Source organism: Microbacterium sp. C23T (assembly GCF_053345975.1).
The window spans coordinates 41,667-64,687 of sequence record NZ_JBKFBD010000013.1; the positions used below are offsets into that span (position 1 = coordinate 41,667).

Consider the following 23,021-nt stretch of genomic DNA (forward strand, 5'->3'; position numbering starts at 1 on the left):
CCGCACGCCGCTCAGTAAACTGGGGAGTTATGTCGAAGGTCCTCCAGTCCCTGCCCGTCGGCGAGCGCGTCGGCATCGCCTTCTCTGGGGGACTTGACACCTCCGTCGCCGTCGCGTGGATGCGCGACAAGGGCGCGATCCCCTGCACCTACACCGGCGACCTCGGTCAGCCCGACGAGGACGACATCGACGCGATCCCGAGCCGTGCGCTCGAGTACGGCGCCGAGGTCTCGCGCCTCGTGGACTGCAAGCCCGCACTCGTCGAGGAGGGCTTCGGCGCCCTCGCGTGCGGCGCGTTCCACATCCGCTCGGGTGGGCGCACCTACTTCAACACCACGCCGATCGGCCGCGCCGTCACCGGCACGCTGCTCGTCCGCGCGATGAAGGAGGACGGCGTCGACATCTGGGGCGACGGCTCCACCTACAAGGGCAACGACATCGAGCGGTTCTACCGCTACGGCCTGCTGGCGAACCCGGCCCTGCGCATCTACAAGCCCTGGCTCGACGCCGACTTCGTCACCGAGCTCGGCGGCCGCCAGGAGATGAGCGAGTGGCTCGTCGAGCACGGCTTCCCCTACCGCGACTCCGCCGAGAAGGCGTACTCGACCGACGCGAACATCTGGGGCGCGACGCACGAGGCGAAGACCCTCGAGCACCTGAACGTGTCGCTCGAGACGGTCGAGCCCATCATGGGCGTGCGCTTCTGGGACCCCTCGGTCGAGATCGAGACCGAGGACGTCACCGTCACGTTCGAGGCGGGCCGCCCCGTCGCCCTCAACGGCGTCGAGTTCGCCGACCCGGTCGCGCTCGTCTTCGAGGCGAACCGCATCGGCGGCCGCCACGGGCTCGGCATGAGCGACCAGATCGAGAACCGCATCATCGAGGCGAAGTCCCGCGGCATCTACGAGGCGCCGGGCATGGCGCTGCTGTTCACCGCGTACGAGCGCCTGGTCAACGGCATCCTGAACGAAGACACGCTCGCGACGTACCACGAGCAGGGCCGCCGCCTCGGTCGCCTCATGTACGAGGGCCGCTGGCTCGAGCCGCAGTCGCTCATGCTGCGCGAGTCGATCCAGAAGTGGGTCGGTTCGACGATCACCGGCTCGGTGACGCTGCGCCTGCGCCGCGGCGAGGACTACACGATCCTCGACACCACCGCCCCGCGCCTGTCGTACCACCCCGACAAGCTGTCGATGGAGCGCGTCGGCGACGCCGCGTTCGGTCCCACCGACCGCATCGGGCAGCTCACGATGCGCAACCTCGACATCGCCGACTCGCGCGTGCGCCTCGAGTACTACGCCTCGAAGGGCCTCATCGGCGGTGCGACGGGCGAGCTCGTCGGTCACCTCACGCAGGGTGAGGCCGGCGAGATCACCGAGCGCGCCGAGAACTACAGCGCCGCGCAGGAAGAGCTCGCAGAGGCGACGGATGCTGCGAACGAGGCGTCCGCGTTCGACCTGGGAACCGACTGAGTCATCGTGGATTAACTTGCACACCACTGTGCAAGTTATCTAACGTGGAGGCATGACCTCCCCGATCGATGCTGCGCGCCGTCCGCGGCGCGACGCCCTCGAGAACCGCGCGGGCATCCTCGCCGCGGCTCATGTCGCCCTCGCGCACGACCCCCGCGCGTCCGTCGACGCCATCGCCCGCCAGGCCGGCCTCTCGCGCCGGGCGCTGTACGGCCACTTCGACGACCGCGACGCCCTCGTGCGCGAACTGGTCGCCCAGGGCGCCGCGCGCTTCAACGCCGTCGCCGCCGCGATCGACGACGCCGACGCGCGGGTCGCACTCGCCCGTCTCGCCGCCGCCCTGTGGAACGAAGCCGCGCACGTGCAGGTGCTGGCGGCGATCGCCCTCGACGAAGCCCACCTCGAAGAGACGGCGACGGCCCTCGCACCGCTGCGCCGCACCGTCGTGCGCATCGTGCGCGACGGGCAGGATGCCGACGTGCTGCGCACCGACGTCGCCGCCCCGACGCTCGCGCGACTCGTCGAAGAGACCGCGCGCACCGTCATCACGCGCATCGACGCGTCGTCGCCCGCAGCCCGCGACCTCGCGGTGCGCGCCGTGCTGAGCATCGCCGGGCTGTCGTGGCGCCAGGCCGACGCACTGCTCCACGAGCACCCCGAGATCGTCGCGACGCCCGAGGCGGCGAGCGCGTGAAGGTCGTGCTCGACGCGGTCGGCAAGGGCCGCCGCGAGCACGCGCTGCCCGCGACGTCGGCCGTCTTCGAGTCCGGCGTCGCGACGCTCGTCGGCGCCGAGACCGAGCAGCGCCCGACGGTGCTCGGACTCATCGCGTCGGGCCGCATGCGCCCCGACACCGGCGGGGTGACGCTGGACGGCAAGACGGATGCCTCGGGCCTGCGTCGCCGGGTCGCCCTGGTGGATGCTCCCGAGGTGTCGGAGCCCGAGCCGAACGTCACGCTCGCCGGCGTGGCCGCCGAGGAGCTCATGTTCGCCGGGCGCCGGTCCGACCCCGTCGCGGTACGGCGCTGGCTCGATGAGCACGGCCTCGGGGACGAGGCATCCGTCCCCGTCTCGAACGTGGATCCCGCCGGCCGCGTGCGGGCGCTGTGCGAGCTGGCGGTGCTGCGCAAGGGCGTCGAGGCGATCGTGCTCGTCTCCCCCGACCGCCATGGTGGAGAGCCCGCCGCGTGGTGGAGCATCGCCTCGGACTTCGCCGCTCGCGGCTATGCCGTGCTCGTGATCGCGGGGCAGGCCTCGCAGGGGGTGGCGCGATCGTCGCTCGTTGAGCGAGACGAAACGCCCCGGCCCCTCGGACGACCCCGTGTTCGCAGGCTCACCGCGCCGACGAACGGGGGCCGGGCATGAAGGTCCCCCAGATGATCCTCGCCGAGCTCCGACGGCTCGCGTCGACCCGCATGTCGCTCATCGCGCTGATCGCCCTCATGGTCGTGCCGATCCTCTACGGCGGCCTGTACCTGTGGGCGAACCGCGACCCGTACGGCCAGCTCGACCAGGTGCCGGTGGCGCTCGTCGTCGCCGACACCGGCGCCGAGCTCAACGGCACCGACCGCAACCTCGGCGACGAGGTGGCGCAGGAGCTCATCGAGGACGGCACCTTCGACTGGCACCTCGCCACCGCCAAAGAGGCCGACGCCGGACTCGACGACGGCAGCTATGACTTCGCGATCGAGCTGCCCGCCGACTTCACGGCGGCCATCGCGTCGATCACGACCGGCGAGCCGCGGACGGCCGACATCGTGCTGCACACGAGCGACGCGAACAACTACCTCGCCTCGACGATCGGCACGCAGGCGGTCGAGCGCATCCAGGCGACGATCACCGAGAAGGTCGTGGCCGAGGCGGGGCTCACGATGCTCGACGCCCTCGACACCATCCGTGTCCAGTTGACGGATGCCGCCTCCGGCGCCTCGCAGCTGGTCGACGGTCTCGCGCTGGCCGGCGACGGCGCGTCGCAGCTCTCCTCCGGTGCCGGGCAGCTCGCGGACGGCACCGCTCAGCTCCGCGACGGCGCGGCCCAGCTCTCCGCCGGCGCAGCGCAGGTCGCGGATGGCGCGTCCCAGGTCGCCGGAGGTACCGCACAGCTCGACGCCATCGCCGACAGGATCGGCGCCGCATCCTCGTCCGCGATCTCTGCGCTGCCGGAGGTGCGCAACGACATCGCCGTGAAGCTCGGTGAAGCGGGCCTCGACCAGGCCCAGATCGACGACGTGCTCGCCACTCTCGACCCGGTCGGCGAGCGGCTGGATGCCGTCGACGACCGCGTGCAGGGAGCCGTCGCGCAGATCGACCGGCTGAACTCCGGCGCGCAGCAGGTCTCGGCGGGAGCAGCATCCGTCGCGGCAGGGTCGTCCACGCTCGCTTCGGGCACCGCGACGGCCGCCGACGGCGCCGCACAGCTGCGCGATGGCGCGACAACGCTCGACAGCGGGCTCACTCAGCTCGAAGACGGCGCGACGCAGTTGCGCGACGGGCTCTCCGAGGGCGCCGCCCAGCTGCCGTCGTACGACGCCGACACGCGCCACGCGCAGGCCGACACCCTCGCGGCCCCCGTCGAGGTCGAGCGCTCGTCGCTCACGCAGGCGCAGAACTACGGCGCCGGCCTCGCGCCGTTCTTCGCCGCCCTCGCGGGCTGGATCGGCATCTACGCGCTGTTCCTCATCGTCAAGCCGGTCTCGAAGCGCGCGGTGACGGCTCTGCACTCGCCGATCCGCATCACGCTGGCCGGGTGGGCCACTCCTGCCCTCCTGGGCGGCGTGCAGATGCTCGGTCTCTTCGGCGTGCTCTCGCTCGCGCTCGGCTTCTCGTTCGCACACCCGCTCGCGACCCTCGGCATCCTGCTGCTCGCCTCGGCGACGTACGCCGCGATCGTGCTCGCGCTCAACGTGTGGCTCGGCTCGGTGGGGCAGTTCCTCGGCCTCGTGCTCATGGTGCTGCAGCTCGTGACCGCCGGCGGAACGTTCCCGTGGCAGACGCTGCCTGCGCCGCTGGCGGCGCTGCACCACGTGCTGCCGATGGGCTACGTCGTCGACGCGATGCGCCAGGTCATGTACGGCGGCAGCGCCGACCGCGTCTGGCTCGACCTCGCCGTGCTGCTCGCGTGGCTCGTCGGCGCGGGCCTGATCGCCGCGATCGGCGTCACCCGCATGACCCACTTCCGCACCCTGCGCGACCTGCAGCCGAGCGTCATCGGATAGCGGGCACTCTCCGGAGACGGATGCCGCGGCCCGCGGCATCCGTCTCAGAAGTGCTTCTCAGCCGACGCCGCCGCCGTCGCAGGTGCCGTCGCCGATCTGCGACGCGTCCCCGTTGCCGGGGAACCACAGCACCTCGCCGTGACGCTCGTACCAGAAGGCCGGGATGATGTCCTCGTCATCCTGATGCTTCTCGTGGGCGCGTACGACGGCGAGCTTGTCGGTCTCGATGTAGACGTACGGATTCTTCGCACTGTGCGTCGCGTGACAGTACGCGACCTTGTGCGTGCCGTCAGCGGGCTTGGATGCGAATGCGGGTGCGGCGCTCCCGAGCGCGACGACCGCGGTGAGTGAGACGGCGGCTGCAAGGGCAGCCGCTCTGCGCGAGGCGCGCGTGTGCATGGGCATAGTGGATCTCCCCCAGTTGAGATCGGCCATTGACGGGAAGAGTCTGACAGCGCACAGCGCTCCCGACAAGAGGCCGGTCGTGCGGTGAAAACCCGACGCGATTCGGTGCGAGGCACGACACGTATTAGCATGCGGAATGGTGCCGTTGCGACCCGAACGCGCGTGACACCGAATGTCGCGGTGTCCGGCACCGCGGACCCCCCACCCCGCCCCGAAAGCCCTTTCAATGACGAAGCCCCAGCCCTCTCCGTACGCCGTCGACGACACCGTGCATCGCCGGTCCGCGGGGAGGACGATCGGCATCGTCCTGTTCAGCATCCTCGCGGCCGTCGTGGTGCTCGCGCTCATCGCGGTGGGCTTCGTCACGTACACGGCGCAGCGCTCGTTCCCGCAGCTGAGCGGCGAGGTGAAGGCCCCCGGCCTGGAGGCCGAGGTGACGGTGCAGCGCGACGTGCTCGGCATCCCGACGATCACCGCGGACTCGTCGCACGACCTGTTCTTCGCGCAGGGCTACGTGCACGCGCAGGACCGCTTCTGGGAGATGGACTTCCGCCGGCACGTCACGAGCGGGCGCCTCTCGGAGATGTTCGGCGCGTCGCAGCTCGGCACCGACAAGTTCCTGCGCACCCTCGGCTGGCACGACATCGCCGAGCAGGAGGTCGACGCGCTCGACGCCACCCAGCGCGCGTACTACGACGCGTACGCCGACGGCGTGAACGCGTACCTCGCCGATCACCAGGGCGCCGACGCGTCGTTCGAGTACGCCGTGCTGGGCCTGCAGAACTCCGACTACGAGATCGAACCCTGGACGCCAGCCGACTCGGTCGCGTGGCTCAAGGCGATGGCCTGGGACCTCCGCAGCAACATAGAGAGCGAGACCGAGCGCGCGGTCATGGCGCCGGACTTCACCGAGGCCGAGATCGACCAGCTGTACCCGGCGTACCCGTTCGACCGGAACCCGGTGATCGTGCCCAAGATCTCGACGGTGCCGGCGGTCGGCACGGCTCCCGACCTCCCCGAGGAGACCGACGCCTCCACCTCGTCGATCGAGTGGACCGAGGTCGGCAGCGTGATCGAAGCCGTCGGCGAACTCGTCGGCGACGCCGGAGAGGGCATCGGCTCGAACTCGTGGGTGGTGTCGGGCAGCGTCACCGACACCGGGATGCCGCTGCTCGCCAACGACCCGCACCTCGGCGCGACGCTCCCGAGCGTGTGGCACCAGATCCAACTGAAGTGCTCGACGGTCACCGAGGAGTGCCCCTTCGACGTCGCCGGATTCGGCTTCTCCGGGCTTCCCGGCGTCGTGATCGGCCACAACGAGCGCATCGCGTGGGGCTTCACCAACCTCACGACGGATGTGACCGACCTGTACCTCGAGAAGGTCGAGGGCGACTCGTACTGGTACGACGGCGCCCTCGTGCCGCTCGAGACGCGCACCGAGACGTTCAAGGTCGCGGGCTCCGAGGATGTCGAGCTCGAGGTGCGCTCCACGGTGAACGGGCCGATCGTCTCGGGACTCACCGACGACTTCACCTCGATCGCGGAAGCGCCGTACACCGGGACGGGCGGCACCGTCACCGAGGCACCGGCCGATGCCCCCGAGGGAGACTACGCGGTGAGCCTGCGCTGGACCGCGCTGCAGCCCGGGACCACGGCATCCGCCATCTTCGCCCTCAACACCGCGAAGGACTTCGACGACTTCCGCGGGGCCGCTGCCCTGTTCGACGTACCGGCGCAGAACCTCATCTACGCCGACGTCGACGGCAACATCGGCTACCAGACCCCGGGCAAGCTCCCGATCCGCGGCGCGGGCGACGGCTCGATGCCGCAGCCGGGGTGGGATTCGGCGTACGCGTGGCAGGGATATATTCCGTTCGAGGCACTTCCGGTCTCGTACAACCCCACCGAGGGCTACATCGTCACCGCGAACAACGCGATCGTCACGCAGGACTACACCTACCCGCTCACGCGGGACTGGGACTACGGCTGGCGCGCAGCTCGCATCACCGAGCTGATCGACCGCGCGATCGCCAAGGGACCGGTGACGGCGGACGACCTCAACGCGATCCAGGCCGACAACTATTCCTTCATCGGCATGCGCCTCACGGCGGCCTACGCCGACATCACCACGGGCGATGACGAGACCGATGCGGCGCTCGACCTGCTGCAGGAGTGGGACGCGCAGAACAGCGCCGACTCGGCGGCCGCCGCGTACGCCAACATGCTGTGGGACACGCTCGCCGGCAACGTGTTCGTCGACGGGCGCGAGAACGCGGCGCCGATGACCGGACAGGGCCGTCAGTTCCTCGTGATGGACGCCCTGCTCGACGACCAGACGTCGCCCTGGTGGGTCAACGACGAGCTCGGCGTGGACGGCATGACCGACATGCTGAAGCGCTCGGCGATCGACGCGTACGAGCGACTCGTCGACGCCCAGGGCGACAACCCCTCGCGGTGGAACTGGGGGAGCCTCCACGCCCTTCCGCTCGAGAACGGCAGCTTCGGCAAGTCCGGCATCGCGGCGATCGAGTGGCTCTTCAACCGCGGGCCGTTCCCGGTCGGCGGCGGCTCGTCCGTCGTGAACGCGACGGGGTGGGACCTGACCCAGAGCTTCTCGACCGTCACCGTGCCGTCCATGCGCATGATCGTCGACCTGTCGGACTTCGACGCCTCGCGCTGGAACCAGCTCACCGGCGAGAGCGGTCACGCCTTCCACACGAACTACATCGACCAGGTGGAGTCGTGGCAGAAGGCGGAGCTGACGCCCTGGGCGTTCACGCCCGAGGCGGTCGAGGCGGCCACGACCGACACCCTCGTGCTGAAGCCCTGAGGGTCAGGCCTCCCGCTCGATCACGTATCCGTCGTCGGCGAGCGCCTGCGCCATGAAGGCGGCGTACCACTGCGGCCACGCCTCGTCGTAGACCCCGCCGAGTTCTTCGCTCTCGAAGCGGCCGTGTGCCGCGGCCGTGCGGGTGAGGAGGTCCCTGAGCAGCGCTTCGGCGTCGGGGAGCGGCATCCGTGTCATCGTCGGCGTCCTCTCCCGCTCAGCGCCCGGGAGCGCGCGTGACGATCTGCTGGATCACCCAGCCGTTGCCGTCGGGGTCAGCGAACGAGGCGAACGTGCCGTAGCTGTCGGCGGACGGGTGCGGGCCGGCGACGCGGTTGTCGGTGCCGGCCCAGTGGAACACGCCGTCGGCGTCGTGCCAGAGGTCGCTGACCTCGGCGCCCCGCTCGACGAGCTCGGCCCGCGCCGCGGCGATGTCGGCGGTGATGAGGTGCAGCCCCTGGGTCGAGCCCGGCTCGGCCGTCGTGAGCTTGTCGCCGAAGATGATCGACGCCGCCGAACCCGGAGGGGTCACCTGCACCACGCGGAGCCCGCGCTCCGTGCGGAAGTCGGCGTCCAGACGGAAGCCGAGGCTCTCGTAGAAGGCCTTCGAACGGTCGACATCCGCGACGGGGATGACGACGACTTCGAGCTTCAGGTCCATGGGATTCTCCTTCGATCGGTGCGTTACCGGTTAGAACGGTGACTACCGTGCCAGACATTCCCGTTACCTGTCAAAATGGTGATGTGATCCACGCCTTCCCCTGCGGCACGCTCAGCCTCGACTTCGTCGGCACGCTGCGCGCGCGCCGCAACGACGACCCCACCGAGAAGCTCGCCGACCCGTCCGACCTCGATGCGTGGTTCGTCGAGTCCGGCCTCGTGCCCCGGGCCGAGGCATCCGTCCCCGAAGACCTGGGGGAAGCCATCGAGGTGCGCGAGGCGATCTACGCTCTGGTGTCGTCGCGCCTGCACGACGAGCCCCTCCCGGCCGAGGCCGTCGAGAGGCTGAACGCCGCCGCCGCGACCCCGCCGCTCACCGCCGCGCTCACCCCGGAGGGATGGCTTCGGTCCGGCACGCCGCGCCAGGCGCTCTCGCAGATCGCCCGCGAGGCCGTCGAGATCATCGGCGGCGAACAGGCCGCGCTGCTGCGGGAGTGCGCGCGACCGGAGTGCACGCAGGTGTACCTCGACCACTCGCGGGGTCATCGCCGCGAGTGGTGCTCGATGGCGACGTGCGGCAGCCGGATGAAGGCCAAGGCCTATCGCGAGCGGCAGAAGGCCGGCTCGGCCTGACGCGTCAGCCGCCCGAGGCGGGCGGTGTGCGCTTGGATTCGGCGAGCTCGTCCACGTACAGGCCGGTCTCGTCGATGGTGCCGTTGCGGTAGGCCTGGCGCCCCACCATGTGCGCCGAGAGCGGGGCGGTGGCGAGCTGGATCAGCACGACCGGCACGAGGAACGCCACGACCGGCCATGACCGCAGCGACAGCGCGATGGCGAGACAGATGAGGATGAGCCCGAGCACCTGCGGCTTGGTCGCGGCGTGCAGGCGGGTCGGCACGTCGCGGAACCGCAGCACGCCGATCGCGGCGGTCAGGCACAGCAGCGCGCCGATGAGGATCAGGATCACGGCGGCGAGGTCCAGCATGGCGTCCATCAGCGGTCCTGATCCCTTCTCGCGACGAACCGGGCGATCGAGATCGATCCGAACACGCCCACGGCGGCGATGATGAGCAGCACCGGAAGCGTGCGCGTGTGGTGGTTGATCGCCATCTCGGCGCCGAGCACGCACATCACCAGGGTGAGGAGCACATCGGATGCCACGGCCCGGTCGAGGATCGACGGGCCGATGACGATGCGCCACAGCGTGAGCAGCGCCGCGACCGCGAAGATCACGTAGATCGCGAGCAGCAGCACGTTCATCGGGAACCCCCTCGGGCCACGGTGCCATGCGGAGCGGCATCCCGCATCGCCTGGAGCTGCGCGTGCGAGCCGACCGCCCGCACGATGCGCTCCTCCCAGTGGTGCACGCTGGCGCGCTGCTTCGCGACGTCGGCGTCGCCGCGCACCCCGATGACGTGGAGGTAGAGGATGCGCCGATCTCGGTCGGTGTCGACGATGAGAGAGCCGGGGATGAGCGAGCATGTCACGCCGACGTGGGTCATGATGAGGTCGTCGTCGGTGACGAGCTGCGCGGCGATGATCGCGGTCCCCGGCTGCCGGCGGAAGTCGAGCACCTGCCAGGCGACCGTGAGCGAGCCGAGCACGACCGCCACAAGGAACTCCACGACGAACACCAGGCCCCACCAGAGGTTGACGCGGCCGGACAGCTCGACGGGCGGCAGACGGAAGATCCGTGTCACGACGAGGGCGGCGACGAGGCCCGTGAGGAACGCGAGCCAGGTGAACTGGCCCCACAGCAGCATCCACAAGGCGATGAGCCACACGAAGAACGGCAGCTGCCGCCACGCCGTCGTGAAAGCGCGACGGAGCCGGCTCTGGGGCAGGTCGGGGCTCACGGCGCCTTCTCCGTTCCCGCGGCGTCGTCTTCGAGCTGGGTCAGCGACACCGGCTGCAGCAGCGCCTCGCCGATGCGCGTGCAGACGTCGTACAGCGGACCGGCGAAGATCGTGAGCGCGACCGTGATGGCCACCATGCCGGAGGTCGCGGCGGTCATGATCTTCGGGATGACGCGACGCTCGGTCTCGATGCCGGCCGCGGGCGCCGAGCCCAGGTACGAGATGCGCGCCTCGGTCTCGGCCGAGTCCTCGTCCTCGCGCCAGAACGAGAGGTTCCACGCGCGCATCAGCGCGTAGAGGGTGAGGAGACTGGTGAGGATGCCGCCCACCATCAGCACCATCATGATCGGCGTGCCCACCTGCGCGGCGGCGTCGAACAGCGCGAACTTGCCGATGAAGCCGGAGAACGGGGGAAGTCCGCCCAAGTTGATCGCGGGGATGAAGTACAGCACCGCGATCACGGGGGCCGCCTTCATGAGGCCCTTGACCCGGAGGATCGACGTCGAGCCCGCGCGGCGCTCGACGAGGCCGACTGCGAGGAACAGGGTCGTCTGCACCACGATGTGGTGGACCATGTAGTAGATCGTCGCGCCGATCGCGGCGGGCGTCGCGATCGCGAGCCCGAAGATCATGTAGCCGATGTGGCTCACGAGTGTGAACGACAGGATTCGTTTCAGCTCGGCCTGCGCGACCGCGCCGAGCACACCCACGATCATCGTCGCCAGCGCCACCCACATCAGCAGCTGGTTCACGTCGTTGTCGAGGAACAGCTCGGTCTCGGTGCGGATGATCGCGTAGACGCCGACCTTGGTCAGGAGGCCCGCGAACACCGCGGTGACCGGAGCGGGCGCCGTCGGGTACGAGTCGGGCAGCCAGAACGACAGGGGGAAGACGGCCGCCTTGATGCTGAACGCGAGCAGCAGCATCAGGTGGAGGATCAGCTGCGTCTCCTGCGGCAGCTCGCCCATGCGCTCGGAGATCTGCACCATGTTCACGGTGCCCAGGGCGCCGTAGATCATGGCGATCGCGGCGAGGAAGAGGATCGACGACACCAGCGACACGACGATGTAGACGACGCCGGTGCGGATGCGCGACTCGGTCGAGCCGAGCGTGATGAGGACGTACGAGGCGACCAGCAGGATCTCGAAGCCGACGTAGAGGTTGAAGAGGTCGCCCGCGATGAACGCGTTGAAGATGCCCGCGCCCAGGATCAGGTACGAGGGATGGAAGATCGAGACCGGCGTGTCGTCGTCGCCGTCGGCAGCACCCTGACCGACCGAGAACAGGAGGACCGCGAGCAGGACGACGCTCGACACCACCACAAGGAGGGCCGCGAGCCGGTCTACGTACAGCACGATGCCGAACGGAATGGGCCAGCCGCCGACCGAGACCGCGATGGGCTTGTCGCCCACGTCGACCACGTAGAGCAGGATCGCGGCGATCACGAGCACGGCGGTGAGCGTGACGACCGACACGACGACCTGGGTCCTGCGGTGCCGGCCCGCGATGAGCGCGATGGCGGCGCCCAGCAGGGGCAGGGTGACGAGCAGCGGGACGAGGGCGGGCGCGATCTGGGTCATGCGTCGTCACCCCGATCCCGCGGATCCGGGGAGGGACGGTCCACCGGGGCGTCATCGCGGAGGCCGGCGAAGTCGCGCGCGCCGAGGATCGTGATCGGCGCGGTGTCGGTCCCGACGAAGTCGGTGGTCGCGTCGTCGTCGGCGTCCTCGATCTCGGTCTCCTCGTCCATCGTCTCCTCGACCTCGGCGGCGCGCTCGCGCACCTCGAGGTCGGCCTCGTCGTCCGCCACGGTGTCGGCCTGGCCGAGCTGCCACGACCGGTAGATCAGGGCGAGGAGGAACGCCGAGACGGCGAAGGTGATGACGATCGCGGTGAGCGTGAGGGCCTGCGGGAGCGGGTCCGACATGTCGTCGACGGATGCCGAGCCGAAGAACGGAGCGACCCCCGGGCGGCCCATCACGATGAGCAGCAGCAGGTTGGTCGCGTTCCCGAGCAGCAGGAATCCGATGAGCACGCGTGTGAGGCTGCGCTCGAGCATGGCGTAGACGCCGCACGCGAAGAGCACCGCCATCACGATGATGAGGACGAGGGAGACGTTCACGGCACCGTCACCTCCTGCTGCTCGCGCGCTTCCTGCGCCTGGCGGTCGACCTCGGCGCCGAGGCTGCGCAGCACGTCGAGCACGAGCCCGATGACCACGAGGTAGACGCCGATGTCGAACAGCGTCGAGGTGACGAACTCGACGTGGCCGAGCACCGGCACGTTCCACTCCCAGAAGTAGCTCGTGAGCGGCTGGTCTCCGAAGAACACCGGCACGATCGCACACGCGACGGCGATCGTCATGCCCGTGCCCAGCAGGCGTCCGGCGTCGGTCGGTGCGGCGGCGCCGAGCTCGTAGCGGCCGCCCGCGATGTAGCGCATGACGAGCGCCATGCCCGCGACGAGGCCGCCGGCGAAGCCGCCGCCGGGCAGGTTGTGACCCGCGAAGAGCAGGTACAGCGACACGATGATGATCGTGTGGAAGAGGATCCGCACGATCACCTCCAGCATGATGGAGCGATTCTCGGGCCGTACGCGCTGGCCGCCGACGAGCCACGCCATGCGGCCGCCGCCGGCGCCGCGCGGCTGGACGCCCTCGGCGGTCTCGACCAGCGGACGCCGCGTGCGGGTGGCGCCGGTGGGCAGCGACGAGATCGCGCGCGACAGCGTGTCGGCGCGGTGGGTGACGAAGACGAGGGACGCCACACCCGTCGCGGCGAGGATCAGCACCGACAGCTCGCCCATGGTGTCCCAGCCGCGCAGGTCGACGAGGGCGACGTTCACCACGTTCTTGCCGTGGCCCAGTTCGTACGCGAGGTCGGGGAAGGCGTCCGAGATCGGCTTCTCCACGCGGGCGCTGGTGGCCACGATCGCGACGAGCGCCATCGTGATGCCGACGGCCGCGCCCAGCACCGCGCGCGCGACCGGCCAGACCGAGGCATTGTGCTCGCCCAGGCGCGACGGGATCCGGCGCAGCACGAGTGCGAACGCCACGAGCGTCACCGTCTCGACGAGGATCTGGGTGAGCGCGAGATCGGGAGCGCCGCTCGTCGCGAAGAGCAGCACCATGCCGAGGCCGGTCACCGACACCAGCACGACTCCCGTGTACCGCTTGCGCGCGCGGATCGCGATGAGTCCGGCCGCGATCATGACGGGCGCCACGAGCAGCTGCGTGGGTGTCTGGTAGGCGTCGAGCTTCGCCTGCCAGTCCTCGCTCGCGAGCAGGGCGGTCGCCTCGGCCGCGACGAACACGACGAAGATCGTGCCGACGTAGACCGGCAGCGAACCACGCTGCGTGAGGCTCGTCGTGACGACCGACAGGCGCGCGATGACGCGCAGCGCACCGTTGTAGACCTCGGCCGCGGTGAACGGGAGCAGGCGCTTCGCGGGACGCCAGCTCCGCGTCGCCCAGAACACGACGACGCCGATCGCGATCGTCGCGAGCGAGATCCACAGCGCCGGCTCCAGGCCGTGCCAGAGAGCGAGGGGCGCGGGATAGTCGGGTGCCGGCACGCCGGGCGTCGAGACCGGGGCCTGGTCTGCATAGGGCGCGAACGCCTTGTCGAGCCACGGCGCGGCGACCCCGGCGATGACGGTGAGCCCCGAGAGCACGATCGGCGCCACGAGGAATCCGATCGGCGGGTCGGGCCATTCCGTGTCGGGCATGCGGTCGCCGTTCGCCGCGCGCTTCGTCGAGAACGCACCCCAGAGGAACCGGATGCCGTATCCCGCGGTCAGCACCGAGCCGAGGGCGATTCCGACCAGCGCCACGATCCCCCACACTGCGCCGCCGAGGGCCTCGTGCAGCAGCGCGGCGAGGGCGCCCTCCTTGGCCACGAAGCCGATGGTGGGGATGATGCCGATCATCGACGCGACGGCGATGATCGAGAACGTCGCCAGGACCGGCGCCTGCCGGCCGACGCCCGAGAGCTCCGTCAGGTCACGGGTGGACAGTTGCCGGTCGATGACGCCGACGACGAGGAACAGCGCCGACTTGAACAGGGCGTGGCTCAGCAGCAGCGCGAGACCTGCCAGCGCAGCATCCCGAGTCCCGTACCCGAGCACGACGGTCAGAAGGCCCAGCTGGCTCACGGTGCCGAAGGCGAGCACGCGCTTGAGGTCGGTCTCGCGCAGCGCCTGGAAGCCGCCGAGCAGCATCGTGAACACGCCCAGGGCGATCACGATCGGCCGCCACGGCGGGGCGATCGCGAAGACGGGCGCGAAGCGGGCGATGAGGTAGATGCCCGCCTTCACCATGGCCGCCGCGTGCAGGTAGGCGCTCACCGGGGTCGGCGCGGCCATGGCGCCGGGGAGCCAGAAGTGGAATGGGAAGATCGCCGACTTGCTGAGCGCGCCGACGAGGATCATCACGAGCGCGGCGTCGACGATCGCGCCCGACGGTGCCTCCGCGAGGATCGTCGAGATGCTCGACGTCCCGGCATCGACCACGAGCAGCACGACGCCGATCAGCATGACGAGTCCGCCGAGCGTCGTCACGAGAAGCGCCTGGAGCGCGGCACGACGGCTCGCCGCGCGCTTGTTGTAGTACCCGATGAGGAGGTACGACAGGACGCTCGTGACTTCCCAGAACATCACGAGGACGACGAGGTCGTCGGTGAGGACGAGTCCGTACATCGCCCCCGCGAACGCGAGCAGGACCGCCGCGAACTGCCCGAGGTTCTCCTTCTTGCCGCGGAAATACCAGCGGCAGTAGATCATCACGAGCGCCCCGACGCCGGTGACGACCAGCGTCATGAGCCACGACAGCGTGTCCATCCGCATCGAGAGGTCGATCCCGAGTGGAGGGATCCAGGCGTATGTCTCGAACGGAATGTCCCCGGCGAGCACCTGAGGGGTGAGCACGGCCGCGTAGACGAAGCCCGCGATGGGGAGGATCGCCGCGACGTAGAACGCGCGGGCGCCGATGCGCGCCACGAGCCACGGGAGGAGGATCGGGACGACCGCGAACGCGCCGAGAACGAGGAGCATTCGGGCCTCCTCGGGGTCGTCGGCAGGCGCAAGTCAGAGGAGGACGGCGCAAAGCCCAGGCGATCGGGGTGTCAGGAACCATCCTAACCGGCGCATCGCACCCGATCGCCCGAACGGCATACATCGCCCGCGTTCGAGGGCGTTTCCGCCGGTCTCAGGCGAGCGCGGGTGCGGGCCCCGTGGTGTTGCCCTCGCGGAAGGTGCAGGTGAACCGGATCGACGCCGCGGGGATGCCCTCCAGCATCGCGGCCACGGCAGCTCCCGCGGCGCGGCCCTTGTCGGTGGCGGGCTGCACGAGGGTGGTCAGCTCGTAGGGAGCGAGGCCGTCGACGACGATGCCGTCGAAGCCGGTGACGCTCACGTCCTCCGGCACGCGCAGCCCGGCCTCCTCCGCCGCACGGATCACTCCGGCGGCGAGCAGGTCGCTCTGCGCGATGACGGCGGTCGGCCGCCGGTCGGGGTCGGCGAAGATCTCGCGGCCTGCCGCGAATCCCTCATCGATGAAGCTGCCGGCGGCCGCGTAGGCGGTCGCGTCGGGGAACACGTCGAGGGCGCCGGCGAGCCGCTCGCGGGTGACGTCGACGGTCACCGCGGTGTCGTCGTGCAGCCAGCCGCGCTGCCAGTCCACGCGGGCCGGCAGGGTCACGATGGCGATCTCGCGGTGCCCGAGCGCGCGCAGGTGGCTCGCGGCCTGGCGCTGGGCCTCACGATTGTCGAGGCCGATGCGCGGCACGTCGTCGCCAGCATCCCCCTCGATGACGACAACCGGGATGCCGCGTGCCTTGACGGTCTCGAGCGACTCGCGCAGCAGGCCGCTGCAGCCGATGAGCACGGCGGCGTCGAGCGGCGCGGTCGTGAGCGACGGGCCGCTCCCGGTGGGCTCGTGGTCGCGCAGGAGCAGCAGCCCCGCGCCGAGCGGGGTGACGGCGTCGGCGAGGCCGTCCATCATGAGCGTCTTCACGGGGTCGAGGAACGCGGTGCCCAGGTGCTCCTCGAACACCACGCCGACGATCCCCGAGCGCCCGCGGCGCAGCGAGGCGGCGCGCGGGTCGGGGCCGGTGTAGCCGAGGGCGGAGGCCGCGTCGAGCACGCGGCGGCGGGTCGCGTCCGACACCGGGGTCTTGCCGCTGAACACCACCGAGGCGGTCGACGGCGAGACGCCTGCCTCGCGGGCGACGTCCGAGATCGTGGCGCGGCGGATGCCGGTGTCCTGACGGCTCATGCTGTCACGATCGTAGCCCGTCGGGGACCCGTGATGTCGAATCGATTCGGCTTGTCTCGAATCGATTCGGTAGCATGTACGGATGGACACCGCGCTCACCCGTCGGCAGCTGGTCGCCTGGCGCACCGCGATCTTCACGATCTTCCTCATCATGGGAGTCGGCTTCGCGTCGTGGGCGTCGCGGCTGCCGGCGGTCAAGAACGACCTGGGCATCAACGACCTCCAGGTGGGCGTCCTGCTGTTCGTCTCGGGTGTCACGTCGATCTTGGGCCTCTCCCTGGCCAACGTGATCGTGGCACGGTGGGGGGCGCGGCGCGGAATGTTCGCGACGATCATCACCTTCGCGCTCGGCGTCGTGGTGGCGGGCGTGGGCGTGGAGTTCGTGCAGTCCTACGTCGTCGCCGCCATCGGTCTCGGGCTCATGGGCCTCGGGATGAGTGCGACCGACGTCATGATGAACGTCGAGGCGGCTGCGGTGGAGCAGGCATTCGAGCGCACGCTCATGCCGCTGTTCCACGCCTTCTTCAGCCTCGGCACCGTCGCGGGCGCCGGACTGGGCGTGGCGATGGCAGCCCTGGGCATCGGCGTCGGCTGGCACCTCGGCGCCGCCGGCGTGCTCGTCGCTGTGGCGGGTCTGCTGTCGCTGCGCGCCGTCCCCGTGCGCGAGAGCGTGCACGACGATCCCGCGACGAGCGTCACGCGCCGCGAGCGCTTCGCCGAGATCGCGGCGGTCTGGCGCGACCCTCGCACCTACGCGATCGGCGCGATCATGCTCGGCATGGCGTTCGCCGAGGGCAGCGCCAACGACTGGCTCTCGATCGCGATGGTCGACGGCCACGACCAGACCGAGGCGGTCGGTGCCATCGCACTGACGGTGTTCTCGGTCGCGATGACGACGTTCCGCATCCTCGGCGGCCCGCTCGTAGACCGGATCGGCCGCGTCTGGTCGCTGCGCATCCTGTCGATCGCGGCGGACGTGGGCCTGGTCATGTTCATCCTCGCGCCCAACCTGCCGATCGCCTTCATCGGCATCGCGCTGTGGGGTGCGGGCGCATCACTCGGCTTCCCGCTCGGCATGTCCGCGGCGGCGGACGACCCGAAGAAGGCTGCCGCGTCGGTCTCGGCCGCTGCGACCATCGGCTACCTGGCGTTCCTGTGCGGCCCGCCGATCCTCGGCTGGATCAGCCACGAGATCGGCATCCTGCCGACCCTGTGGATCATCGTCGCCCTCATCGCGATGTCGGGGCTCGCCTCCGGCGCCGCGAAGCCGATCGCCGGCTCGAAGGTCGGCGCGGGCCACGCCCACCACTGACACGCCGAAGTCGGAGGTCACGCCTCGCCGGCGGCGATCGCGACAGCGTGCGATCGACTGCGGGCCCCGAGCTTGGCCAGCACGCTGGAGACGTGGGTCTTGACCGTCGCCAGCGAGATCCCGAGCTCGTCCGAGATCTGCCGGTTGGACCGGCCGGTGCGCATCCCCTCGAGCACCTCGCGCTCGCGCTCCGTGAGCAGGTCGAGCTCGCCGGCCTCCCGCGTCACATGCGGCGAGCGCGGGATCAGCGCCAGAGCGCGGCGGGTGACACGAGGATCGAGCATCCCCTCCCCGGCCGCCACCCGACGGACGGCTTCGACGAGGGTCGCGGCATCCGTCGTCTTCAGAAGGAAGCCGGCCGCCCCGGCGCGCAGGGCGCCCTCGACCAGCTCGTCCTCATCGAAGCTGGTCAGCACGAGGACCTGAGCCGATCCGGCCGCGACGATCTCGCGCGTCGCGGTCACCCCGTCGGTGCCCGGCATCCGCAGGTCCATGAGGACGACGTCCGGGCGAAGCGCGGCGGCGTTGCGCACGGCGACCGCGCCGTCGGCGGCCTCGCCGATCACCTCGAGCCCGTGGCTCTCCAGCATCAGCCGCAACGCCTCACGGATCGCGCCGTGGTCGTCGGCGAGCAGTACCCGCGGCGCAGCCCCGCTCACGCGTGAACTCCCGCCGGGATCGTGGCTCGTACCGACCACCCGGCATCCGACGGACCGGCCTCCATCGCGCCGCCGAGCGCCCGCGCACGCTCCTGCAGCAACTCGAGCCCCCAGCCGGTGCCCGGCATCGGCACGCCGGTCGCGGGGCGTCCGCCGCGCGATTCGATGCGAACGCGCACCTCACCGTGTTGCGATTCCAGGACCACGTCGACCGCCGCCCCCGCGGCGTGGCGCAGGCAGTTGGCGAGGGACTCCTGCACGATCCGCGCGACTGCGAGCTCTACGGACGAGGGGATGTCGCCGGGAAGCGTGTCGTCGAGCGTCACCGTCAGCCCCTGCCGTCGGGCGTCGTCCACGAGCTCCGGGATGGCGCCGCGGTGCGGCGACACCACCGCCGCGTCGCCGGTACGCAGCACCGCGATCATGGCGCGCAGCGCCTGGTGGGCCTCGAGGCTGGAATCGCGCACCGCGACGAGCGCCGCGCGGTCGGCGCCGGTTGCGGGATCCGTCGACAGCGCGGCCTCGGCCCGGATCGCGATCGCCGCGACATGGCCCGCCACGAGGTCGTGCAGCTCGCGCGCCATCTGCTCCCGCTCGCGGCGCATCGCCGCATCGCGATCCCGTGCCGCCAGTCGTTCGGCATCCTCGGCTCGCCCTTGATGCAGCGCCACCAGCTCGTGCGCCTGCGCCACCGATGTCGCGTACCAGTAGTCCATGCCCGCGAGGGCGCCCAGCTGCAGGGCGACGACGACCGCGACGCGCACGTCGTCGGCGGCGGCGAGGGCGACGACGCCGATCCCGGCGACGGCGATCACGATGCCGAGGAGGATGCGGCGCCGGCCGGAGGCCGAGGCGGCGCGCGTCGCGGCGTACAGCAGGTCGAGCACCACGACGAGCGTGACCACGCCGCCGACGGTCATCAGATCGATCGCGAACAGCACCAGGGCGACACCGAGCAGGGCCAGCGGAGCGCGCGCACGGAACGGCACCAGGGCGCACGCGGGCAACGCGGTGGCCAGCGACCACCACGGCGACACCTCGGCGGGCAGCACCGAGAAGACCGTCCACAGCCCGACGATCCCGAGCGCCGCCAGCACGATCGCGAGAACAGCCATCCCGGCCGCATCGGCGATCGATCGATGCTCGCGCACCCATTCGACGACGGATGCTGCGACCCGCCGCTCCGATCCGTTCACGCCTTCATGCAATCACGGGCGCCGGGGCGAGGCATCCGTCCAAAGGAGGAGGCCGACGGAGAACGACTCGTCCCTCCGCCCGATCCGCGCACGCCGGCACGGCGCGAGGCTGGCGTCATGGAACTGCTCGCCGACGCCCCGCTCGCCCTCACGCTCGGCGTCCTCGCCCTCCTGGACGGACTGAGCGTCGGAACACTGCTCGTGCCGATCTTCCTGCTGCTCGCCCCCGGACGGACCCCGGTCGGACGTGTGCTGCTCTATCTCGGCACCATCGCGACCTTCTACCTCGCCGTCGGCATCCTCTTCATGCTCGGTCTGGTGAATCTGGTCGACGTGGCGCAGGGCTTCCTGTCGTCGCCGGCGGGTCAGATCGTCCGCCTCGTGGCCGGTGCGGCCCTGCTGCTCGTCGCATTCCTGGTCGGGAGAGGCTCGGCGCGCGCGCCCGGGTCAGGGGCTACAGGCGAACCGGTGCGGGTCTCACCGGTGACCGGACTGCCGGTCGGCGTGACCGCGCCCGCCACCGTGGCCGCGGCGCCGTCGGAGACCGCTCGGTCGGAGCCGTCCGCGCGTCTGGTGCGCTGGCGCGATCGCCTGCTCGCGCCCGAGGCCTCCCGGGGCGCGGTGATGGCCGTCGCGGTCGGCGCGGGAGTGGTCGAGGTGGCCACGATGCTGCCCTACCTGGTGGCGATGGGCATGCTGGCCGAGGCGCCACTCGGGATGCCCGTGCGGATCGCCGCGCTGGCGGGGTACTGCGCCGTCATGATCCTTCCCGCCGTCGTGCTCCTGGTGCTGCGCGTCGTGGCGGCGCCGGTCGTCGAGCGGCCGCTCGGTCGCCTCGCGGCATGGATGGAGCGCACGGGGCGCGAGAACACCGCGTGGATCCTCGGCATCGTCGGTTTCCTCGTGGCCCGAGGAGCCGCCACCGAGCTGGGTCTCTTCGACAGGCTGGGTGCGCTGCTCGGCTGATCTCCGAGTCGGCCGCCGCGTGCCCGTCCGTCAGAGCCGGTCGGCCACCGTCGCCGCCACCGTGAGCCACGCGTCGCGGGTCTCGGGCGACAGCGCGTCGAAGTCGATCGGGCCGCCGTCGACGAGCGACGGATCGAACGGCGCGTTCACGACCGCCGACGTCACCTGCTCGAAGTGCTGCGACAGGCGGGACTCGAGCTTGCGGTCCGGGCGCGAGGACGGGGCCGTGAGCACGGTGACCGCCTCGTCGATCTTCCTGCCGAAGCCCTTCTCGCGCAGGCCGTCCAGCAGCCACGCGGCGCTGGCCGCGGTGTCCTCGCGCACGGTCGAGACGATCACGAGCTGGTCCGCGGCGGCGACGGCCGCGACCCAGTTCGAGGCGCGCATGTTGTTGCCGGTGTCGACGATCATCAGGCGGTAGTAGCGGCGCAGCAGGGCATGCAGCCGGTCGAACGCCGCCGCGTCGATCGTCGACGAGGCCGCGGCATCCTCGTCCGAGGCGAGCACGTCGAAGCGGGCGTCGACCTGCGTGCGGACGTAGTGGTCGAGCGCCGCGAGGCTGGACCCGCGGAAGTTCGAGGCCTCGTCGAGGTCCTCGAGGAGGTCGACGGCGGTGCGGTGGTGCGGCGCGTGCTGCGCGCGCCAGCCGAGCGTGCCGCGGGTCTCGTTGTTGTCCCATGCGAGCGTCGCTCCGCCGCGCAGCGTGCCGAAGGTCGCCGCCAGCAGCAGGGTGCTCGTCGTCTTGTGCGCCCCGCCCTTGGGGTTGAGCACGACGATCGTGCGGGGGGCGTCGAGTCGGCGCTGCACGCGCTTCTCGCGGTCGAGGCGCGAGCTCTCGACACGGCCCGGCGCCGGCGAGATCAGGCCGCCGGTCGCGCGCCGCACGGCACCCTGCCAGCCCGTGGTCGCCCGGGGGCGGCCTCCGCCGCCGCGCGAGTCGAGCAGATCCTGCACGGTCGGCCGCGCGATCTCCTCCGCGACCGGCGCGAGCGACGGCACGGCAGGCACCGGCGTCGGCGCCGTGACCGGAAGCGCCGCCACCGGGGCGGCAGCGGGCACCGGGGCGGGCGCGGGCGCGGGCGCGGCCTCGACGGCCGCTTCCTCCAGCGCCTCGTCGTACGAGCCGTCCGGGTGGACCACGAGCGGCCAGCGCGACGAGCCCTCGACGAGGGTCGCGTGCGCCGGTTCGCCGGCGGATGCCGCGAGCTGACGGATCTCCTCGACCACACGGTCGCGCAGCGCGAGGCTGTCGGGGGCGACGACTTCGGCCACGTCGCTGCCGACGTGGAGCTCGGCGACGGTACTGGACAGGATGTGGACGGTCGCGTCGGGCAGACGTGAGTTCATCGGTTCTTCTCCGGACGAAAGGGGTGGCGTGGGTGGCCGGGGTCTCAGGGCCGCGCGGCGAGGCGCAGGCAACGAGGGCAAAGGCTATCCGACGAGCCTGCGGGCAAGCTGACGCGGGCGGCTAGGCTCTTCGGGTGCGTCTTGTCATCGCCCGCTGCTCCGTCGACTACACCGGGCGGCTCAACGCCCACCTCCCCCTCGCCACGCGCCTGCTGGTGCACAAGGGCGACGGCTCGCTGCTGGTGCACTCCGACGGCGGCTCGTACAAGCCGCTCAACTGGATGAGCCCGCCGTGCCGGCTGGACGTCGAGGTGCCCGACGAGGAGTCAGCGTCCGCCGGCGTGCTCGAGCACTGGCGCGTGACGCACGCGAAGACCGGTGACGCGCTGCTCGTGCGCATCTACGAGGTCATCCACGACTCGTCGCACGAGCTCGGCATCGACCCGGGCCTTCAGAAGGACGGCGTCGAGGCCGACCTGCAGCGCCTCCTGGCCGAGCAGGTCGACGTCATCGGCGAGAACCTGACGCTCGTGCGTCGCGAGTTCCCGACCGCGATCGGCCCGGTGGACCTCCTGCTGCGCGACCCCGAAGGCGGCACGATCGCCGTCGAGGTCAAGCGCCGCGGGGACATCGACGGCGTCGAGCAGCTCACGCGCTACCTCGAGCTGCTGGGCCGCGACCCGCACCTCGCCCCGGTCACCGGCGTCTTCGCCGCCCAGGAGATCAAACCGCAGGCCAAGGTGCTGGCCGCGGACCGCGGCATCCGTTGCGTCACCCTCGACTACGAGGGCATGAAGGGCATCGAGTCCGGCGCCCCCCGCCTGTTCTAGCTCTC

The 23,021-nt window shown here is 70.9% G+C and carries 22 protein-coding genes; 9 read left to right on the forward strand and 13 right to left on the reverse strand.

The window, feature by feature from the left end; translation table 11 throughout:
- The first annotated feature begins 29 nt into the window (after positions 1-29).
- The 4 genes from argG to ACLBXX_RS09055 are packed head-to-tail and all read left to right on the forward strand — an operon-like array spanning position 30 to position 4,687.
- Positions 30-1,472, forward strand: a complete 1,443-nt coding sequence (argG, locus tag ACLBXX_RS09040; RefSeq protein WP_310286931.1) for an argininosuccinate synthase — start codon at positions 30-32, stop codon at positions 1,470-1,472.
- Between the two features lie 52 nt (positions 1,473-1,524).
- Entirely contained in the window at positions 1,525-2,166 is a 642-nt protein-coding gene (locus tag ACLBXX_RS09045) for a helix-turn-helix domain-containing protein (protein WP_447657760.1), read from the forward strand.
- Complete coding sequence (locus ACLBXX_RS09050; protein WP_447657761.1) at positions 2,163-2,837, forward strand: hypothetical protein; 675 nt, start codon at positions 2,163-2,165, stop codon at positions 2,835-2,837. The genes ACLBXX_RS09045 and ACLBXX_RS09050 overlap by 4 nt, the downstream gene beginning before the upstream one ends.
- Entirely contained in the window at positions 2,834-4,687 is a 1,854-nt protein-coding gene (locus ACLBXX_RS09055) for a YhgE/Pip family protein (RefSeq protein ID WP_447657762.1), read from the forward strand. Before ACLBXX_RS09050 ends, ACLBXX_RS09055 begins: the two co-directional genes overlap by 4 nt.
- 57 nt (positions 4,688-4,744) lie before the next feature.
- Here the strand turns inward: ACLBXX_RS09055 and ACLBXX_RS09060 are convergent, their stop codons facing one another.
- The gene (locus ACLBXX_RS09060) at positions 4,745-5,086 is read right to left on the reverse strand and encodes a hypothetical protein (protein WP_387142619.1); all 342 of its coding nucleotides are present in this window, start codon (positions 5,084-5,086) and stop codon (positions 4,745-4,747) included.
- 232 nt (positions 5,087-5,318) lie between these two features.
- Here ACLBXX_RS09060 and ACLBXX_RS09065 point away from each other — a divergent pair, with 232 nt between their 5' ends.
- Positions 5,319-7,922: a penicillin acylase family protein gene (locus ACLBXX_RS09065; protein WP_447657763.1), complete on the forward strand. Its 2,604-nt coding sequence runs from the start codon at positions 5,319-5,321 to the stop codon at positions 7,920-7,922.
- Positions 7,923-7,925: 3 nt separating this feature from the next.
- On the opposite strand, the gene ACLBXX_RS09070 is transcribed toward ACLBXX_RS09065, so the two are convergent.
- Both ACLBXX_RS09070 and ACLBXX_RS09075 read right to left on the reverse strand, forming a co-directional pair.
- On the reverse strand, positions 7,926-8,108 hold the full coding sequence (locus tag ACLBXX_RS09070) for a hypothetical protein (RefSeq protein WP_447657764.1): 183 nt from the start codon (positions 8,106-8,108) through the stop codon (positions 7,926-7,928).
- A gap of 28 nt (positions 8,109-8,136) precedes the next feature.
- Entirely contained in the window at positions 8,137-8,580 is a 444-nt protein-coding gene (locus ACLBXX_RS09075; protein ID WP_447657765.1) for a VOC family protein, read from the reverse strand.
- Between the two features lie 83 nt (positions 8,581-8,663).
- Between ACLBXX_RS09075 and ACLBXX_RS09080 the strand changes: the two genes are divergently transcribed.
- On the forward strand, positions 8,664-9,212 hold the full coding sequence (locus ACLBXX_RS09080) for a CGNR zinc finger domain-containing protein (protein ID WP_447657766.1): 549 nt from the start codon (positions 8,664-8,666) through the stop codon (positions 9,210-9,212).
- A 4-nt stretch (positions 9,213-9,216) separates the two neighbouring features.
- Here the strand turns inward: ACLBXX_RS09080 and mnhG are convergent, their stop codons facing one another.
- The 7 genes from mnhG to ACLBXX_RS09115 all read right to left on the reverse strand — a co-directional run bounded on the left by mnhG (position 9,217) and on the right by ACLBXX_RS09115 (position 16,706).
- Positions 9,217-9,573 carry a monovalent cation/H(+) antiporter subunit G gene (mnhG, locus tag ACLBXX_RS09085; RefSeq protein ID WP_310286911.1) on the reverse strand — a complete coding sequence of 119 codons (357 nt, stop codon included), beginning with the start codon at positions 9,571-9,573 and terminating at the stop codon, positions 9,217-9,219.
- Positions 9,573-9,839, reverse strand: coding sequence for a monovalent cation/H+ antiporter complex subunit F (locus ACLBXX_RS09090; protein WP_220288949.1), 267 nt, complete (start codon positions 9,837-9,839; stop codon positions 9,573-9,575). The genes mnhG and ACLBXX_RS09090 overlap by 1 nt, the downstream gene beginning before the upstream one ends.
- Positions 9,836-10,435: a Na+/H+ antiporter subunit E gene (locus tag ACLBXX_RS09095; RefSeq protein WP_387142603.1), complete on the reverse strand. Its 600-nt coding sequence runs from the start codon at positions 10,433-10,435 to the stop codon at positions 9,836-9,838. The genes ACLBXX_RS09090 and ACLBXX_RS09095 overlap by 4 nt, the downstream gene beginning before the upstream one ends.
- The gene (locus ACLBXX_RS09100) at positions 10,432-12,015 is read right to left on the reverse strand and encodes a Na+/H+ antiporter subunit D (protein WP_447657767.1); all 1,584 of its coding nucleotides are present in this window, start codon (positions 12,013-12,015) and stop codon (positions 10,432-10,434) included. Before ACLBXX_RS09100 ends, ACLBXX_RS09095 begins: the two co-directional genes overlap by 4 nt.
- Positions 12,012-12,557 (reverse strand): Na(+)/H(+) antiporter subunit C, encoded by a 546-nt coding sequence (locus tag ACLBXX_RS09105; RefSeq protein ID WP_447657768.1) that lies wholly within the window; start codon positions 12,555-12,557, stop codon positions 12,012-12,014. The genes ACLBXX_RS09100 and ACLBXX_RS09105 overlap by 4 nt, the downstream gene beginning before the upstream one ends.
- Positions 12,554-15,484: a Na+/H+ antiporter subunit A gene (locus tag ACLBXX_RS09110; protein ID WP_447657769.1), complete on the reverse strand. Its 2,931-nt coding sequence runs from the start codon at positions 15,482-15,484 to the stop codon at positions 12,554-12,556. Before ACLBXX_RS09110 ends, ACLBXX_RS09105 begins: the two co-directional genes overlap by 4 nt.
- A 154-nt stretch (positions 15,485-15,638) precedes the next feature.
- Positions 15,639-16,706 carry a LacI family DNA-binding transcriptional regulator gene (locus tag ACLBXX_RS09115; RefSeq protein WP_310286905.1) on the reverse strand — a complete coding sequence of 356 codons (1,068 nt, stop codon included), beginning with the start codon at positions 16,704-16,706 and terminating at the stop codon, positions 15,639-15,641.
- 82 nt (positions 16,707-16,788) lie between these two features.
- Here ACLBXX_RS09115 and ACLBXX_RS09120 point away from each other — a divergent pair, with 82 nt between their 5' ends.
- Complete coding sequence (locus ACLBXX_RS09120; RefSeq protein WP_447657770.1) at positions 16,789-18,018, forward strand: MFS transporter; 1,230 nt, start codon at positions 16,789-16,791, stop codon at positions 18,016-18,018.
- A gap of 17 nt (positions 18,019-18,035) precedes the next feature.
- Here ACLBXX_RS09120 and ACLBXX_RS09125 read toward each other — a convergent pair whose 3' ends face one another.
- Positions 18,036-18,608, reverse strand: coding sequence for a response regulator (locus ACLBXX_RS09125; protein ID WP_447657809.1), 573 nt, complete (start codon positions 18,606-18,608; stop codon positions 18,036-18,038).
- Positions 18,609-18,673: 65 nt separating this feature from the next.
- Positions 18,674-19,873, reverse strand: a complete 1,200-nt coding sequence (locus tag ACLBXX_RS09130; protein ID WP_447657771.1) for a sensor histidine kinase — start codon at positions 19,871-19,873, stop codon at positions 18,674-18,676.
- A 117-nt stretch (positions 19,874-19,990) separates the two neighbouring features.
- On the opposite strand from ACLBXX_RS09130, the gene ACLBXX_RS09135 reads away from it, so the two are divergent.
- The gene (locus ACLBXX_RS09135) at positions 19,991-20,839 is read left to right on the forward strand and encodes a GAP family protein (RefSeq protein WP_447657772.1); all 849 of its coding nucleotides are present in this window, start codon (positions 19,991-19,993) and stop codon (positions 20,837-20,839) included.
- A gap of 30 nt (positions 20,840-20,869) precedes the next feature.
- On the opposite strand, the gene ACLBXX_RS09140 is transcribed toward ACLBXX_RS09135, so the two are convergent.
- On the reverse strand, positions 20,870-22,186 hold the full coding sequence (locus tag ACLBXX_RS09140) for a MinD/ParA family ATP-binding protein (protein ID WP_447657773.1): 1,317 nt from the start codon (positions 22,184-22,186) through the stop codon (positions 20,870-20,872).
- A 134-nt stretch (positions 22,187-22,320) separates the two neighbouring features.
- Between ACLBXX_RS09140 and nucS the strand changes: the two genes are divergently transcribed.
- The gene (gene nucS / locus ACLBXX_RS09145; protein WP_045302045.1) at positions 22,321-23,016 is read left to right on the forward strand and encodes an endonuclease NucS; all 696 of its coding nucleotides are present in this window, start codon (positions 22,321-22,323) and stop codon (positions 23,014-23,016) included.
- The last annotated feature ends 5 nt before the right edge of the window (positions 23,017-23,021 follow it).

Excerpts from the sequence above, each read along its gene's own strand:
- argG (WP_310286931.1), top strand. The coding sequence starts at position 30 with ATGTCGAAGGTCCTCCAGTCCCTGCCCGTCGGCGAGCGCGTCGGCATC.
- ACLBXX_RS09045 (WP_447657760.1), top strand. The coding sequence starts at position 1,525 with ATGACCTCCCCGATCGATGCTGCGCGCCGTCCGCGGCGCGACGCCCTC.
- ACLBXX_RS09055 (WP_447657762.1), top strand. The coding sequence starts at position 2,834 with ATGAAGGTCCCCCAGATGATCCTCGCCGAGCTCCGACGGCTCGCGTCG.
- ACLBXX_RS09060 (WP_387142619.1), bottom strand. The coding sequence starts at position 5,086 with ATGCACACGCGCGCCTCGCGCAGAGCGGCTGCCCTTGCAGCCGCCGTC.
- ACLBXX_RS09065 (WP_447657763.1), top strand. The coding sequence starts at position 5,319 with ATGACGAAGCCCCAGCCCTCTCCGTACGCCGTCGACGACACCGTGCAT.
- ACLBXX_RS09070 (WP_447657764.1), bottom strand. The coding sequence starts at position 8,108 with ATGCCGCTCCCCGACGCCGAAGCGCTGCTCAGGGACCTCCTCACCCGC.
- ACLBXX_RS09075 (WP_447657765.1), bottom strand. The coding sequence starts at position 8,580 with ATGGACCTGAAGCTCGAAGTCGTCGTCATCCCCGTCGCGGATGTCGAC.
- mnhG (WP_310286911.1), bottom strand. The coding sequence starts at position 9,573 with ATGGACGCCATGCTGGACCTCGCCGCCGTGATCCTGATCCTCATCGGC.
- ACLBXX_RS09090 (WP_220288949.1), bottom strand. The coding sequence starts at position 9,839 with ATGAACGTGCTGCTGCTCGCGATCTACGTGATCTTCGCGGTCGCGGCG.
- ACLBXX_RS09100 (WP_447657767.1), bottom strand. The coding sequence starts at position 12,015 with ATGACCCAGATCGCGCCCGCCCTCGTCCCGCTGCTCGTCACCCTGCCC.
- ACLBXX_RS09110 (WP_447657769.1), bottom strand. The coding sequence starts at position 15,484 with ATGCTCCTCGTTCTCGGCGCGTTCGCGGTCGTCCCGATCCTCCTCCCG.
- ACLBXX_RS09115 (WP_310286905.1), bottom strand. The coding sequence starts at position 16,706 with ATGAGCCGTCAGGACACCGGCATCCGCCGCGCCACGATCTCGGACGTC.
- ACLBXX_RS09120 (WP_447657770.1), top strand. The coding sequence starts at position 16,789 with ATGGACACCGCGCTCACCCGTCGGCAGCTGGTCGCCTGGCGCACCGCG.
- ACLBXX_RS09125 (WP_447657809.1), bottom strand. The coding sequence starts at position 18,608 with ATGCTGGAGAGCCACGGGCTCGAGGTGATCGGCGAGGCCGCCGACGGC.
- ACLBXX_RS09135 (WP_447657772.1), top strand. The coding sequence starts at position 19,991 with ATGGAACTGCTCGCCGACGCCCCGCTCGCCCTCACGCTCGGCGTCCTC.
- ACLBXX_RS09140 (WP_447657773.1), bottom strand. The coding sequence starts at position 22,186 with ATGAACTCACGTCTGCCCGACGCGACCGTCCACATCCTGTCCAGTACC.